This is a genomic window from Paenarthrobacter sp. FR1 (assembly GCF_051106045.1).
GTDB classification, from domain to species: domain Bacteria; phylum Actinomycetota; class Actinomycetes; order Actinomycetales; family Micrococcaceae; genus Arthrobacter; species Arthrobacter nitroguajacolicus_A.
Map to the genome: position 1 here is coordinate 26,359 of NZ_JBPFSF010000008.1, position 14,426 is coordinate 40,784.

The window sequence follows — 14,426 nt, forward strand, 5'->3', positions numbered from 1 at the left end:
GAACAGCGAAGGTACACACAATGAAGTCAGTATCCGCGACCACCGGCGCCCCTGCGCCGGCCAAGACCCCCGACGCCCCCGCCCAACGTAGGGTCGGCGAGCGCCTGGACGATCAGCCTCCCGTTCCTTTCCTCGGGCGGGTCCAGCGCCAAATGCACGCCCACCCCCTCCTCGGGCCGACAGCAGTCCTGATCCTCGCCTGCGTGGTGTTCACCGCCATGGTGGGACCCCGGTTCATCGATCCCCTCAACGTTTCGCTCATCCTCCAACAGGTGCAGATCATCGGCATGGTGGGCATCGCACAGACGTTGATCATCCTGACCAGCGGCATTGACCTTTCGGTGGCCGCGGTGATGGTCTTCACCACGGTCATCTCCGGAAAGTTGGCGGCCGAGGCGGGAGTACCTGCCGTCCTGGCCCTGCTGATTGCCCTGGCTACCGGCGCCGCCTGCGGTTTCCTCAACGGCGTCCTGGTGACCCGCTTCCGCGTCCCGCCCTTCATCTCCACCTTGGGAACGTTGAGCATCTTCACCGCCCTGAACCTCCTGGCGTCAGGCAGCCAGACGATCAAGGCCAACGTCCTGCCGGACCTGCTCCTTTGGCCGGGCGAAACCTTCAAGGTACTCGGGGCTCCGGTTACGTACGGCTCCATCCTGGTCCTGCTGAGCTTCATCGCCGTTGCCTTCATCCTCAAGCGCACCGCGTGGGGCGAGCATATCTACGCGGTGGGTGACAACGCTGAAGGGGCCAGGCTCAGCGGCATCCGGACCACGCGTGTCCTGTTGAGCGTCTATGTCGTAGCCGGCGTCATTTGCGCCATTGCCGGATGGCTCCTGATCGGCCGGGTAGGCTCCGTCAGCCCGTTCTCCGGCGAAGGAGTGAACCTGGCCAGCATCACTGCAGTGGTCATCGGCGGCACCAGCTTGTTTGGCGGCCGCGGCAATGTACTGGGCACCCTGTTGGGCGCCTTGATCATCGGAGTCTTCAGCAACGGCCTGACGTTGGCCGGCGTCGATGTCCTCTGGCAGGTATTCACCACAGGCGTTCTGGTCATCGTCGCAGTCGGACTGGACCAGTGGACTCGAAAGGTCGCAGGATGACCACCAACCCAACTTCAACCAATACGGTTCCCACAATTCAGCCCATCCTTCGGGCGCAGAACCTCGTCAAGCGCTACGGCCACGTCACGGCCCTCGCCGGCGCGGACCTCACGCTCTACCCCGGTGAAGTCCTGGCCGTCATCGGTGACAACGGCGCAGGCAAATCCTCGTTGATCAAGGCACTGTCCGGTGCCCTGATCCCGGACGAGGGCGAGATCCAGGTGGATGGCGTGACGCAGAAGTTCCGCTCTCCGTTGGATGCCCGCTCCGCCGGAATCGAAACGGTGTACCAGCACCTGGCCTTGGCTCCGGCCCGGGACATCGCTGCGAACCTTTTCCTGGGCCGCGAGATCCGGAAGCCCGGCCCGCTGGGCTGGGGCCTGCGGATGCTGGACCACAAGACCATGCACAAGGAAACGGCCCGGATCATGGGCGACCTCGGCCTGCTGACCATCCAGAACATCGGCCAGGCTGTGGAGACGCTCTCCGGCGGACAGCGCCAAGGAGTGGCCGTGGCCCGTGCTGCGGCGTTTGGCAGCCGGGTGATCATCATGGACGAACCTACGGCCGCCTTGGGCGTCAAGGAATCCGGCAAGGTCCTGGACCTCATTGCGGGGATCCGTGACCGCGGCATCCCGGTGATCCTGATCAGCCACGACATGCCTCACGTATTCGAGGTTGCGGACAGGATCCATGTCCAGCGGCTCGGCCGCCGGATCGCGTGCGTCCAGAAAACCGATATCACCATGAACGATGCCGTCTCCTTGATGACCGGCGCCCAGGCACCGCCTTCCGAACACGATCCCGAGGCCGTCCCCGCTCGATTGGCTGTCCGATGAGCGAAGTGTGGACGGTCCGTGCGGACGGTGACGGTCCCGACGTCGGACATCTCACCGAGGCGCCCGACGCCGACGGCGACCTCCGCTTCTGGTGGTTGGGCCAAGCGGGGTTCGCCTTTGAATATGCCGGCCGCCGCATCCTCATTGACCCGTATCTTTCGGACAGCTTGGCCCGCAAGTACGCGGGGACGGTGTTTCCGCACACCCGGCTCCAGCCTGTGCCGGTGGATCCCGCTGCCGTAAGGGGAGTTGATACTGTCCTGCACACCCACGCCCACACGGACCATCTGGACCCGGAGACGGTGAAGGCCCTGCAGCAGCAGAACCGTCCCCTGTTCGTGGCGCCCAGGGCCCGACGGCAGGTGGCCTTGGACCGGCACATCCCCGAGGACCGGCTCCAGGCTCTCACCGCCGGGGACCGTATAGAACTTGGCGACGGCGTCACGGTCACCGCAGTTCCCGCCGCGCATGAGGAACTCGAATTCGACGCCAACGGGGACTCCGTCTTCCTGGGCTACATCCTGGAAATCGCCGGGGTCCGGATCTACCACTCCGGCGACTGTGTGCCGTACGACGGCCAGGCCGAACTGCTCCGCAACTACGGCGTGAACCTGGCTCTGCTTCCCATCAATGGACGGGACAGCCGCAGGCTGAAGAACGGCGTACCCGGCAACTTCACGGCGCGCGAAGCGGCAGCCCTGTGCCAGCAGGCGGCGATTCCCGCCGTCGTTGGCCATCACTTCGGGCTGTTCGACTTCAATACCGTGCCACGCGAAGAAGCCGCCCGGGAACTTGCCGAGGTGGCCGGCGAACTGCAGTTGACCCTCCCCCACGTGGGCCGGTGCTATGTCATCGAGCCCGCCCGACAGCCCGCCGCACAGCTGAAAGGAAACTGACATGGACCTCGAACACGCCCTCCGGCAGCTGCGGGTTGTTCCAGTGATCGAAATCGCCGACCCCGGCAACGCCGTCCCGCTGGGACGCACCTTGGTGGAGGCCGGACTGCCGGTCGCCGAAGTCACGTTCAGGACTCCGGCGGCTGCGGCGGCGATCGCCCGCATGGTCCAGGGAGTACCAGGACTGCTGGTGGGTGCCGGTACCGTCCTCTCCGAGGCCGATGTGGACGCAGCCGTCGACGCCGGTGCGCACTTCCTGGTCTCACCCGGCCTCAATGCCGCGGTAGTGGAACGCGCCCGCCGGGCCGGGGTACCAATCATTCCGGGCGTCACCTCACCCACCGAGATCGAGGCGGCCCGGGCGTTCGGCCTACGGCTGCTGAAACTCTTCCCGGCAGAGGCAGTGGGCGGGCTACCGCTCGTGAAGGCATTCGCCGCACCCTACCCGGACGTTGCCTTCATGCCGACCGGCGGAATCACGGCCCACACTGTTGCCTCCTGGCTTCAGGTGCCAACCGTGGCAGCCTGCGGCGGATCGTGGATCGCCACCAAGGCGGACATCGCCGGCCAGCGCTGGGATGAGATCCGCAACAAAGCCAGCCAGGCGGTAAGCCTCGCATCCCCCTCTGTGGCGTCCGTTTGACGGCCACCGAACCCATCAAAACCACCTAATACAAGGAGAACCACAAATGAGTGAAACATACGTCCCGGAGAACGGCGTGGCCCTGACCGGCAAGGTCGCCATCATCAGCGGCGCAGCCTCCGGCATCGGCGAGGCCGTGGCACGCATCTTCGCAGCCAACGAAAGCAAGGTCCTGCTGGTGGACATCGACGAGGAGCGCCTGGACAAGGTCACAGCCAGCATCCGCGGCTACGGCCGGGGAGAAGTGCACTCCATCCTGGCCGACGTCACCGATGAGCAGTCCGTCATCGACCTGTTCGCCTGGGCCAAGAGCAACTGGGGCAGCGTGGACCTCCTGGTCAACAGCGCAGGACGCGACTCCCTCGCCCCGCCGGTGGTCGACGTCACCCTGGACGAGTGGAACAAGACCATGACGCCCAACCTGACAGCAGTCTTCCTGATGTGCCGCGAAGCTTTCCGCATCATGGAGAAGCAGGAAAACGGTGGCCGCATCATCAACATGGGCTCCTCCTCCGCACGTGTCGCCTCCGGCCCCGGCCACAGCCCTTACCGCGCTTCAAAGCACGGCCTCATGGGCTTCAGCAAGAACATCCTGCTCGAAGGCAAGGACAAGAAGATCGGCGTGACGGTCATCAACCCGTCGCACGTCAAGACCCCCATGACCGAAATCATCGACAAAGGCCTTTACGACGGCGACGTCCCCGCCTACATCGACGGGTGGCTGGACAAGAAGGAAATCGAAGAAGGCATCCACGCGAGCTGCATCGAGGTGGACAACGTCGCTGAAATCACCCTGTACGTGGCCACCCGCACCCCGGATGTCACCATCCCGCAGATCGCCCTCTACCCCACCCACAAGGCACACCGCTACGGCATGGAGGTCTAAGCCGTCATGAAGGCTGCCATTCTCAATGGACTCAATGACCTGGAATACGGGGACATTCCGGATCCCGAACCGGTAGGCGAGAATCCGGTCCTGGTGAGGGTCGGCGCCGTCGGGGTCTGCGGTTCTGACGTGCTCCGCTTCGGACACGGCAAGGCGTACCACTATCCGCTGGTCCTCGGCCACGAGTTCTCGGCGATCGTGGAAGAAGCTCCCGCCGGTTCCGGGCTCAAGCCCGGGGACCGCGCCGCGGTGTTCCCGCTGCTGCACCAGCACGGGGATCCAATGTCCGAAATCGGCGAGCACGCGCTGGGAACCGGTTACGACTACTTTGGCTCCCGCCGGCACGGCGCCATGTCCGAGCGGATGTGGGTACCGGAAAAGAGCATCTTCCGGGTTCCCAACCACACCCCGCTTACTCACGCCGCCATGGTGGAGCCTGCGGGTGTCGCCCTGCACGCCATGCTCAAGCTGGACATCCCTACCCACGCCACCGCCTTGGTGATCGGGGCAGGGCCCATCGGGGCATTGGCCGCCCAATGGCTGCGCATCCTCGGGTGTTCGCGGGTCCTGGTGGCAGACATCGATGACCAAAAGCTGGAGATCATGTCCGGGCTGGGCTTCGAAACCCTCGATGCCAAGACCGGAGATACCGCCCAGCTCGCCCGGGCCGCCACGGACGGATGGGGACCACAGATCACAGTGGAAGCCACCGGCAACTCCAAGGCGCTGGTGCAAGCCATCGACGCAGCTTCGGTCCAAGGCCAGGTGGTCCTGCTGGGCGACCTCAGCGGCGACCTCCAGCTGGCCAAGGCCGAGGTGTCCTCGCTGCTCCGCCGGGAACTGCGCTTGTACGGAACCTGGAACGCCAAGGTGACGCCCAAGGGCCACAGTGAATGGGACATGGTTATTGCGCATCTGGGCAAAGACCTGAAAGTGGAGGAACTCATCAGCCACGTTCGCCCGCTGGAGGACGCTCCCGGGGTTTTCCGCCAGCTCACGGACCGCTCCATTTGGTACAACAAGGTGCTGTTCGCCGTTGCAGAGGAAGCCCGGGCGGAGGTGCGTGCCCAGTGAAAGCGGCAAGGCTCCACTCGGCCGGAACCATCACGGTGGACGAGGTTGAACGCCCGGTTGGAGGGCCCGGTGACATCGTCATCAAGGTCCGCGCGGCGTCCATTTGCGGCACGGATCGCCGGATCGCCGCCAACGGCCACTTCAAGCTCCCGGAAGGAACACCGCGGGTGCTCGGCCACGAGTTCGCCGGCGACATCGTTTCCGCCGGGGCTGAAGTCGCCGGCTACGCAGTGGGCGACAGGGTCAGCGTCACTCCCAACGTCGGCTGCGGGCGGTGCCAAAGCTGCCTGGTGGGCCTGAACAACATGTGCCCTTCCTACGAGGCGTTCGGCATCACCATGGACGGCGGATTCCAGGAATACGTGCTCATCCCCCGCTTCGCCATCGAACGGGGCAACGTGTTCCACCTGCCGGACACCGTGGACTACGCCGAGGCCGCCTTGGTGGAGCCCCTGTCCTGCTGCTACAACGCGATCAGCAAACTGGCCATCGGGCCGGAGTCCACTGTCCTTGTCATGGGCGCCGGACCCATTGGCGCCTGCCATGTGATGCTGTCCAAGTTGTATGGTGCCGCCAAAGTCATCGTGTCCAACAACCGGCAGGCACGGCTCGACTTCGCCGGTTCGGTGGGAGCCGATGTCCTGGTGAACCTCGGCGAGCGCGAGTTGGCTGCCGTGGTTGGCGAGGAGACTTCCGGCAAGGGCGTGGACGTGGCGCTGACCTGCGTTTCCAAGCCGGAGGTTCAGGCGGAGGCAGTGGATCTGCTGGCGATGCATGGGCGGGTGAACTTCTTCGCCGGCCTGGGCAAGGCCCAACGGGTTCCGGTGGACACTAACAGGGTCCATTACCAGGGCCTCACGTTGACGGGGACTACCGGGTCCAGCAACTCCGACTACGCTGCGTCTTTGCGGCTGGTTGGACAGGGCCGGTTGAACCTCTCGCCACTGGTCACCGAGACCTTCACACTTGATGACATCGACAAGGCCATGGACTACGCAGGATCGGGCGCCGGCATGAAAGCCATGATCCTTTTCGACTCGAAGTGAAGCGCAGCCCGCCCGGGCACAGCGCACGCAGAAACGGACATCTGATGACGAAGAAGTACATCATGGCACTCGATTCCGGCACCACTGGAATCAGATCAATCCTCTACAGCCAGGATCTTGAGATCGTAGGTGAAGCCAGCCAGGAGTTCACCCAGATCTACCCCAAGCCGGGTTGGGTGGAACACGACCCCATCGAGATCTGGAATACCCAGCTCGCTGTGGCCCGGCGCGCTACGGAGGCCGCGGGAATCGATCCCCGGGACATCAGCGCTATCGGTGTCACCAACCAGCGTGAAACCACCGTCATCTGGGACCGGGGCACAGGCAAGCCCATCATGAACGCCATCGTCTGGCAGGACCGTCGGACCGCAGGCCGGTGCGACGAGCTGAAGGAGAAGGGCTTCGAGGAGCATGTTCGCTCCACTACGGGTTTGGTGGTGGATGCCTACTTCTCTGGTACCAAGATCGCCTGGATCCTGGACAACGTTCCTGGGGCTCGTGCCCGTGCGGAGGCCGGCGAACTGGCCTTCGGCACGGTGGACAGCTGGCTGATCTGGAACCTCACCGGTGGCAAGGCCCATGTCACGGATTACTCCAACGCGGCCCGGACCATGCTCTTCAACATCAACACCCTGGACTGGGACGACAAACTGCTGGACGAATTGGGGGTACCGCGGATATTGCTTCCACAGGTCCGGCCCAGCAGCGAAGTCTACGGACACACCTGCGATGGGATCTTCGCCGGTGCCCGGATTCCCGTGGCGTCCGCGGTTGGTGACCAGCAGGCTGCGTTGTTCGGCCAGGCTTGCTTTGACCGGAGCATGGTCAAGGCAACGTACGGGACGGGCGCCAGCCTGGTCATGCACACCGGCGATACTCCGGTGAGCTCGGCCAACGGGATGCTGACCACCATCGCGTGGGGCCTGGATGGGAAGGTGGAGTACGCCCTCGAAGGACTCATTTTCGTTGCTGCCGCCTCCATCCAGTGGCTCCGCGATGAACTCCGCGTCATCTACGACTCCGCGGACAGCGAGTACGCAGCAATGCACGTTGAGGACTCCGGAGGGGTCTACGTGGTACCGGCCTTCACCGGGCTGGCCGCGCCGTATTGGGATCCGTACGCGCGCGGAGCAATCCTGGGCCTCACCCGGGGATCGAGCCGCAACCACATTATCCGGGCCACCCTCGAGTCCATCGCCTTCCAGATCAAGGACGTCATCAACTGCATGGAGACCGATGCGGGCATTCCCGTCTCGGAGATCCGGGTTGATGGCGGGGCGGTCCGGAACAACTTCCTCATGCAGTTCCAAGCCGACATGCTCAACGTCCGGGTCCTCCGGCCCCGGCAGGTGGAGTCAACTGCCAGGGGTGCCGCCCTTCTTGCAGGACTGGCCTGCGGGATGTGGAGCACCAAAGAACAGCTGCGTGAAACTTTCGCCCTGGACCGGGAATTCGTTCCGGACATGGCTGAAGAGAAGCGGCAGAAGTTGTACTCCGGCTGGCAACGCGCTGTTGCCCGTGCCTCCGATTGGGAAGAGCACTAGTCCATCCACTTTCAACACCTTAGGAGAGCACCACTATGTTGCTGCCCGCCACTGAACCCACCATGTACTTCATTGGTGTCACCACTAACCAGTCGTCCATCATGCGCGTCTTCCCGGCATGGGCCGAGGAACTGGGACTCGCCGCAGTCCTGAAGGGAATCGATCTTTCGCCCGGGGCACCGGACGCCGAATACCAGGAAGTTGTCCGGTTCCTGAAGTCCGATCCGCTGTCCCTTGGCTCCTTGGTCACCACCCACAAGCTGGACATCGTCAGCGCAGCCCGCGAGGACTTTGACGGTTTCGGGGAAGACGCCCAAGTGCTGCACGAAATCAGCAGCATCAGCAAAAAGGACGGACAGCTGTGGGGAAACGCCATGGACGCCGTGACCAGCGGCCTGTCGTTGGAAGCGATCGTCCCTGACGACTACTGGCTGGATTCTGCCGCGGAACTGGTCCTGCTGGGTGCCGGAGGTTCTTCGCTTGCCCTGACGTACTACCTGCACAAACGCGCTTCGGCCGGACTCCCCGTCCCCGCGAAGATTACGGTGACCAACCGCCGGATCAGTCGGCTGGAGGAAATGCAGGCCATGCATAGGGGCCTTGGCAGCACCCTCCCCCTTACTTACGTCCAGGTGGCTGACGTGGCGGAAAACGATTCTGTGGTGGCTGCGGCCGCGCCGGGGTCCGTCATCATCAACGCCACAGGACTGGGGAAGGACCGGCCAGGCTCGCCCCTCACGGACAACGTGGTGTTCCCGGCCAACGCCATCGCCTGGGACTTCAACTACCGCGGCGACTTGGTCTTCCTGGACCAGGCACGCGCCCAGCAGACCGGGCTCAACGTCCGCGTCGAAGACGGCTGGGTCTACTTCCTCCACGGCTGGACCCGCGTGATCGCCGACGTCTTCGGCATCGACATTCCTACCCGCGGACCGGCCTTCGACCGCCTGTCCGATATCGCATTGAACGTTTCCAAGAAGGAGATCTCCAAATGAGCACCACCCCCACCGAAACCAACCCCGCTGAAACTACGACGCCAGCAGAAACCACTGTCCAGGCCGTCCTCACCGACTTCGACGTCACCACGGGGTTGTCCGCCACCAAGGCACCGCTTCAGCGCCGGCTCTCGGCCATGGCCGACATGTACGTCGACCAGGCTGCCGCGGCCGCCCAGGTGGCCGACGACGACGTCATTGTCTACGAATTCTTCGATATGGGCGTCCCGTCCACGCCTGGAGATGTGGCCTACGGGACCAGCATCACCTACCCGGGCAAAGTGGGCGACGAGTACTACATGACCAAGGGCCACTTCCACGAGGTCCTGGACACGGCCGAAATCTACTACTGCCTCAGCGGCCGCGGCTACATGCTCATGGAAAACCCGGAAGGTGATTGGCAGGCTGCCGAATTTACCCCGGGACAGGCCGTGTACGTTCCCCGTCGCTACGCCCACCGCAGCATCAACATCTCCGACACCGAACCCTTGGTGACCTTCTTCGCCTTCCCCGGCCATGCCGGCCACGATTACGGCACCATCGAGACCAAGGGCTTCCGCAAGCTCTGCGTCGAGCGCGACGGCAGGCCGGAGTTCATCGACAACCCGCGCTGGCAGGCCTGACAGCGATGTCACCGAAGACAACGCACGACGGCGGCACCCGCCGGATTGCGGTGACCCCCCGTTCCATTTCGGACGGGGGTCACCCCGCCTTGCGCCGACTGGAAAAGGCGGGATACGACGTCGTGTATCCCGCCCCGGGTGCGGTGCCCAACGAACAGCAGCTCCGCAGCGCCCTTCCCGGCTGCGTGGGCTACATCGCCGGGACGGAACACCTCAGCGGCTCGTTCCTATCCGAGTTCCCTGAGCTGAAGGCAATCTCCCGCAACGGCGTTGGGATCGATTCGATCGACGTCGACGCCGCCAAACGGCAAGGCATCAGCGTCCTCACCGCTCCCGGCGCGAACTCCCAGGGCGTTGCCGAACTCGCCATAGCCCTCATGCTCTCCGCGGTGCGTGGCATCCCGTGGCACGACCACCAGCTCAAGGCAGGCCAGTGGGCACGGCGTCCGGGCCGGGAAATTTCCGGCCTCACGCTGGGGCTCGTGGGCTGCGGGCAGATCGGACGCCGGGTTGCCACCATGGCATTGGGACTGGGCATGAAGGTCCTCGCCTTCGATGCGTACCCGCTCGAATCATTCCGTCCGTCCGATGATTTCTCCTGGGAAACACTGGAGGAAGTACTGGGATCCAGCAACATCATCTCCCTGCACATGCCTCCCGCCGAGGAGCCGGTCATCCGCCCCGCAACCATTGGATTGCTGCAGCCGGGCACCGGAATCGTCAACACGGCAAGGTCCTCCCTGGTGGACGACGCGTCGGTGTTGGCAGCGCTGGACTCCGGGCAGGTGGCATTCCTAGCCACGGATGTCTTCGCCACCGAACCGCCGGGGCCCACAGCGTTGGTGCTGCATCCCAACGTCGTCGCGACACCGCATATCGGTGGATACACTGGGGAAAGCGTTGACCGAGCCACCTGGGCGGCCGTGGACAACCTGCTTCAGGCCCTGGCCACTCAGCAATAGACCGGAGACTGCCACATGACGGAGACCTTTACCGACGGCGGACTGCTGCACCGAATTTCGGCGCGGTTGCCCTACCTCCCGCCGTCGCTCCGTCTTGTGGCAGAGGCCGTGCTGAAATCTCCGGAGCAGGCACAGGCCATGACCATCACCGAACTGGCTCTGGCCGCTGGAGTGGGTGAGTCAACGGTGTCCCGCTTTGTGCGCGAACTCGGCGTGGACGGCTACAAGTCGCTGCTGCTGGGACTGGCCGAAGCTACGTTCATCTCCAAGGCGGCCACACAGGAGCAAACGGCGGCCTCGGATGTCGTGTACGAGGGCGTCAACCGAGGAGACACTCCTGCGGACATCGTGGGCAAGGTAGAGCGCAGCAGCATTCAGTCTCTGCGGCGTACGGGCCAGCGCCAGGACGTGGAAACCATCCAGAGCGCAGTAGACATGATCGACGCCGCCAACACGCTGGTTTTCTGCTGCATGGGATCCTCCAGCATCGCCGCCGAAGAAGCGGTGATGCGCTTCACCCGCGCCGGGAAGAAATGCATGCTGTACCGGGACACCACCATCCAGGTCATGTTGGCTACCATCCTTGCCCCGGGCGACCTCCTCATTGGCATCAGCGACTCCGGCCAAAGCACGCCCATCATCGAGGCACTTCACCTGGCACAGCAACGCGGCGCAGCAACCCTGGCCATCACCGGAACGGAAGGATCACCGCTGCTTGAGCACGCGGACATCGCCCTGTTCACGGCCACGGTTCCCAGCGGCGGCGAACTCTACGGTGAGTCCGTGACCAGCAAATGGGGCCAGCTCCTTGTCATCGACATCCTGTACGCCGCCTTCGCCACGCGTCACTACGACGCCACCGTCAAGACGCTCAAGGACACCTACCAGAGCAGTATCCGGCAGTCGCGCCGGAGCACACCGGACTCTTAGCCCTTCTTTACTTCCAAGCCGTTACCCATGCCAGCAACTCAACGGATTCCAGCGAATCGCAGAGGGCATGGGCCAGCGGCCGTTGGCTTGCCGTTTGGGGCACTGCAACGACTTTCATTCCGGCCGCAACGGCCGCTGAGGCACCGGCCTCGGAATCTTCGAAGACCAGACAATTTTCGGGACGGGAGCCAACGGCGGCAGCGGCAGCCAGATAGATATCCGGCGCCGGCTTGGGACGAGGCACATCGTCCGAGGACACCGTGGCGGCGAACCCGCTGTCGAAACCACCCCGGCCCAAAGCCACATCCAGGATGCGTCGCGCAGAGTTGCTCGCAACAGCGAGGGGAACCTTTGCCCCAAGGATTGTCACGAGCTCGCGGGCGCCGGGCATCGGCCGACCGGATTCACTAACCAGGCGTTCATTCACATCGAGTAGTCGTGTGATGGCCGCGTCGGGGTCCGTCCCGGAGCGTTCGGCCATCAACGGGCCAATGCGGCTGGCAGGTAAGCCCACCAGTTGGTGTTGGAGGTCTGCATCGAAATGCACGCCGAGGTCCTCACACACAATGCGCTGCGTCTGCACCCAGAGAGATTCCGTGTCCATCAACAGCCCATCGCAGTCGAAAACGACTGCTTGCGGACGCCACGAACCGAATACATCCATCAAGGCGGACGGAACGCCTGCGGACTTCTCCAGCCGGGTTGGCGCAGGGATCATCGGCCTTCCCCCGCCCGCGGACGCCACACCACAACAGCCTGCGATCGTGCCCGGGGCCGTTGCCCGCGGGACAGGCTGACGACGTCGCCCGCGGCTCCCGCAGCAAAGATGCGGGCGTCCACTGGCGTACGGCGGCGTGTGAGCTCCTCCGTCAGTTCAGCCACGCGGTACTGCAGCGCGGCGACCTGGTTTTCAAGGTCGAGGATGCGCTTGATGCCCTCCAGCGAGACGCCGGACTGCGAGAGGCGCTGGACCTCCCGCAGCTTGTTGACGTCGTTCTGGGAGTAGCGGCGGGACTTGCCGGGCGCACGGCTGGGCGAGACGATGCCCAGGCGGTCGTACTGGCGCAACGTCTGCGGATGCATGTCGGCAAGCTCCGCAGCAACGGAGATGACAAAGATCGGCTGGTTGACGTCGATGCCCATGGCCGCCTCCTTACAACCGGGCCTTCGCGGCCAGATCGTGACGCGGGTTGGCGTCGGTGGTGGCAGCAGCGAAGGCCTTGACGGCTTCTTCCGCTTCCTTGTTGAGGTTCTGAGGAACCGCGACGTCGATTGTCACCAGCAAGTCTCCGGTCGCCTTGGACGTCTTCACGCCTCGGCCCTTGACCCGGAGGGTGCGACCCGAAGGTGTTCCGGCCGGGACGCGAACCTTGACGGTGTCGCCGTCGAGGGTTGGTACTTCGATCGTCGCGCCAAGCGCCGCTTCCGCGAAGGTGACTGGCACGTGGATGCGGATGTTGTCGCCGTCGCGGTGGAAGAAGTCGTGCGGCTTCACGCTCACCGTGATGATGAGGTCGCCATTGCCGGCCGGCCCAACGTTACCCTTGCCGCGCTGACGGACTTTTTGCCCGTCCTTGATGCCTGCTGGGATCTTGACGTCGATCACGTTGCCGTTGCTTTCACGCAGGCTCACCGTGGTGCCCTTGATGGAGCCGGCGAAGGAGATGGACGTCGTCGCATTGCGGTCTGAGCCCTTCTGCGGTGCCCGCTGGAACCCGGTCTGGCCGGCACCTCCGAAGCCGCCACCAAACAGGTCAGCGAACTCGGGCGGAATGCCACCTCCGCCGCCCGCAGGTTGACGAGCGCCCGGCCCGCCACCGAACAGGCCGCCGAACAGGTCCTCGAACCCGCCGTTGGCTCCAGCACCGCCGCGTCCAGCACCGGCACCCGGAGCAAACCGGGCGCCGCCCATGGCACGGATGGCGTCATACTGCTGCCGGTCCTCAGGACTCGACAACACCGAGTAAGCCTCGGAAATGTCCTTGAACTTCTTCTCCGCAGCAGCATCCCCGGAATTCGTATCCGGGTGGTACTGCCGGGCTAGCTTGCGGTAAGCCTTCTTGATATCCGCGTCGGACGCGTCCTTGGCGATACCAAGGATCGCGTAAAAATCCTTTTCAACCCAGTCCTGGCTGGCCAAGAGCGTTTCCTTTCGATTGGGAACGAGATGGCAGTTCATCCCAATGTTTCAATGAAACACTGTCACGAACTGCCATCTCGAAGGGTACTAAGCCGGGACAGCCACGATCACCTGGGCTGCACGCAGGACCCGCTCACCTGAGCGGTATCCGGAGCGCAGCACCTGGCTGACCGTGTCAACCTCGATGTCTTCGCCGGGCTGCTGGATGAGTGCTTCGTGGATGGTGGGGTCGAATTCGACACCCGTGTCCGCGATGCGCTCCAGTCCGTACGTCTTCAGCGCGTTTTCCAGCTTGGTGGCGATGGCGGCGAAGGGGCCGTCTTCGAGGTCACCGTGCTGGCGTGCGGCGTCGACGTCGTCCAGCACCGGGAGCAGCGAGTTCAGGACGCCGATGACGGCCATCTCTCCTGCTACGGCGCGGTCGCGTTCGACGCGCTTGCGGTAGTTGACGTACTCAGCCTGAAGGCGGAGGAGGTCGTTGCGGAGCTCCGCTGCCTGGGCTTCAGCCGCGGCACCGGAGGCAACCGACTCCTCAGCCGGCACCTCTACCCCGTTGAGGATTTCCTCAGCCTGGGAGAGGGCGTCGCCGTCCGTGGGAGCGGCATTGCCTTCGGTGGGAGCCGCAGCTTCGCCTTCGGGGTGACGGGCCGCCCCGGTTTCCGGGTCAACCTTGCGGTTGTCACGAATAACCGGCTTGCGCGGCTCGTTGCCTTCTGAGTGCTCTGCTTCGTTGCCGTGGTGAGGCATG

General features: G+C 64.2%; 16 protein-coding genes. 12 read left to right on the forward strand and 4 right to left on the reverse strand.

The window, feature by feature from the left end:
- The first annotated feature begins 20 nt into the window (after positions 1-20).
- Genes ACR30Z_RS15585 through ACR30Z_RS15640 form a run of 12 tightly spaced genes read left to right on the forward strand, consistent with a single transcriptional unit; the run spans position 21 to position 11,538 of the window.
- The gene (locus ACR30Z_RS15585; RefSeq protein ID WP_377664373.1) at positions 21-1,100 is read left to right on the forward strand and encodes an ABC transporter permease; all 1,080 of its coding nucleotides are present in this window, start codon (positions 21-23) and stop codon (positions 1,098-1,100) included.
- Positions 1,097-1,939 (forward strand): ATP-binding cassette domain-containing protein, encoded by an 843-nt coding sequence (locus ACR30Z_RS15590; protein ID WP_434373422.1) that lies wholly within the window; start codon positions 1,097-1,099, stop codon positions 1,937-1,939. Before ACR30Z_RS15585 ends, ACR30Z_RS15590 begins: the two co-directional genes overlap by 4 nt.
- Positions 1,936-2,835: an MBL fold metallo-hydrolase gene (locus tag ACR30Z_RS15595; RefSeq protein WP_434373423.1), complete on the forward strand. Its 900-nt coding sequence runs from the start codon at positions 1,936-1,938 to the stop codon at positions 2,833-2,835. Before ACR30Z_RS15590 ends, ACR30Z_RS15595 begins: the two co-directional genes overlap by 4 nt.
- A 1-nt stretch (position 2,836) precedes the next feature.
- Positions 2,837-3,478 carry a bifunctional 4-hydroxy-2-oxoglutarate aldolase/2-dehydro-3-deoxy-phosphogluconate aldolase gene (gene eda, locus ACR30Z_RS15600; RefSeq protein ID WP_434373424.1) on the forward strand — a complete coding sequence of 214 codons (642 nt, stop codon included), beginning with the start codon at positions 2,837-2,839 and terminating at the stop codon, positions 3,476-3,478.
- A 46-nt stretch (positions 3,479-3,524) separates the two neighbouring features.
- The gene (locus ACR30Z_RS15605) at positions 3,525-4,364 is read left to right on the forward strand and encodes an SDR family oxidoreductase (RefSeq protein ID WP_434373425.1); all 840 of its coding nucleotides are present in this window, start codon (positions 3,525-3,527) and stop codon (positions 4,362-4,364) included.
- A 6-nt stretch (positions 4,365-4,370) separates the two neighbouring features.
- On the forward strand, positions 4,371-5,438 hold the full coding sequence (locus tag ACR30Z_RS15610; RefSeq protein WP_434373427.1) for a galactitol-1-phosphate 5-dehydrogenase: 1,068 nt from the start codon (positions 4,371-4,373) through the stop codon (positions 5,436-5,438).
- Positions 5,435-6,484, forward strand: a complete 1,050-nt coding sequence (locus ACR30Z_RS15615; protein WP_434373429.1) for a zinc-dependent dehydrogenase — start codon at positions 5,435-5,437, stop codon at positions 6,482-6,484. Before ACR30Z_RS15610 ends, ACR30Z_RS15615 begins: the two co-directional genes overlap by 4 nt.
- A 44-nt stretch (positions 6,485-6,528) precedes the next feature.
- On the forward strand, positions 6,529-8,028 hold the full coding sequence (gene glpK, locus ACR30Z_RS15620) for a glycerol kinase GlpK (RefSeq protein ID WP_434373431.1): 1,500 nt from the start codon (positions 6,529-6,531) through the stop codon (positions 8,026-8,028).
- 35 nt (positions 8,029-8,063) lie between these two features.
- Positions 8,064-9,023 carry a shikimate dehydrogenase family protein gene (locus tag ACR30Z_RS15625; protein WP_434373432.1) on the forward strand — a complete coding sequence of 320 codons (960 nt, stop codon included), beginning with the start codon at positions 8,064-8,066 and terminating at the stop codon, positions 9,021-9,023.
- Complete coding sequence (locus tag ACR30Z_RS15630) at positions 9,020-9,646, forward strand: glucose-6-phosphate isomerase (protein ID WP_434373434.1); 627 nt, start codon at positions 9,020-9,022, stop codon at positions 9,644-9,646. Before ACR30Z_RS15625 ends, ACR30Z_RS15630 begins: the two co-directional genes overlap by 4 nt.
- Before the next feature lie 5 nt (positions 9,647-9,651).
- A complete protein-coding gene (locus ACR30Z_RS15635; RefSeq protein ID WP_434373436.1) occupies positions 9,652-10,608 on the forward strand; it encodes a phosphoglycerate dehydrogenase in 957 nt (318 codons plus the stop codon).
- Between the two features lie 15 nt (positions 10,609-10,623).
- On the forward strand, positions 10,624-11,538 hold the full coding sequence (locus ACR30Z_RS15640) for a MurR/RpiR family transcriptional regulator (RefSeq protein WP_434373438.1): 915 nt from the start codon (positions 10,624-10,626) through the stop codon (positions 11,536-11,538).
- A 7-nt stretch (positions 11,539-11,545) separates the two neighbouring features.
- Here the strand turns inward: ACR30Z_RS15640 and ACR30Z_RS15645 are convergent, their stop codons facing one another.
- From ACR30Z_RS15645 to ACR30Z_RS15660, 4 genes are all read right to left on the reverse strand, one after another.
- On the reverse strand, positions 11,546-12,256 hold the full coding sequence (locus ACR30Z_RS15645; protein ID WP_434373439.1) for an HAD family hydrolase: 711 nt from the start codon (positions 12,254-12,256) through the stop codon (positions 11,546-11,548).
- Complete coding sequence (locus tag ACR30Z_RS15650) at positions 12,253-12,681, reverse strand: heat shock protein transcriptional repressor HspR (RefSeq protein ID WP_434373441.1); 429 nt, start codon at positions 12,679-12,681, stop codon at positions 12,253-12,255. Before ACR30Z_RS15650 ends, ACR30Z_RS15645 begins: the two co-directional genes overlap by 4 nt.
- Positions 12,682-12,691: 10 nt before the next feature.
- Positions 12,692-13,678, reverse strand: a complete 987-nt coding sequence (locus tag ACR30Z_RS15655) for a DnaJ C-terminal domain-containing protein (RefSeq protein ID WP_434373443.1) — start codon at positions 13,676-13,678, stop codon at positions 12,692-12,694.
- Positions 13,679-13,765: 87 nt separating this feature from the next.
- Positions 13,766-14,425 (reverse strand): nucleotide exchange factor GrpE, encoded by a 660-nt coding sequence (locus ACR30Z_RS15660; RefSeq protein WP_144649263.1) that lies wholly within the window; start codon positions 14,423-14,425, stop codon positions 13,766-13,768.
- Position 14,426 lies beyond the last annotated feature (1 nt).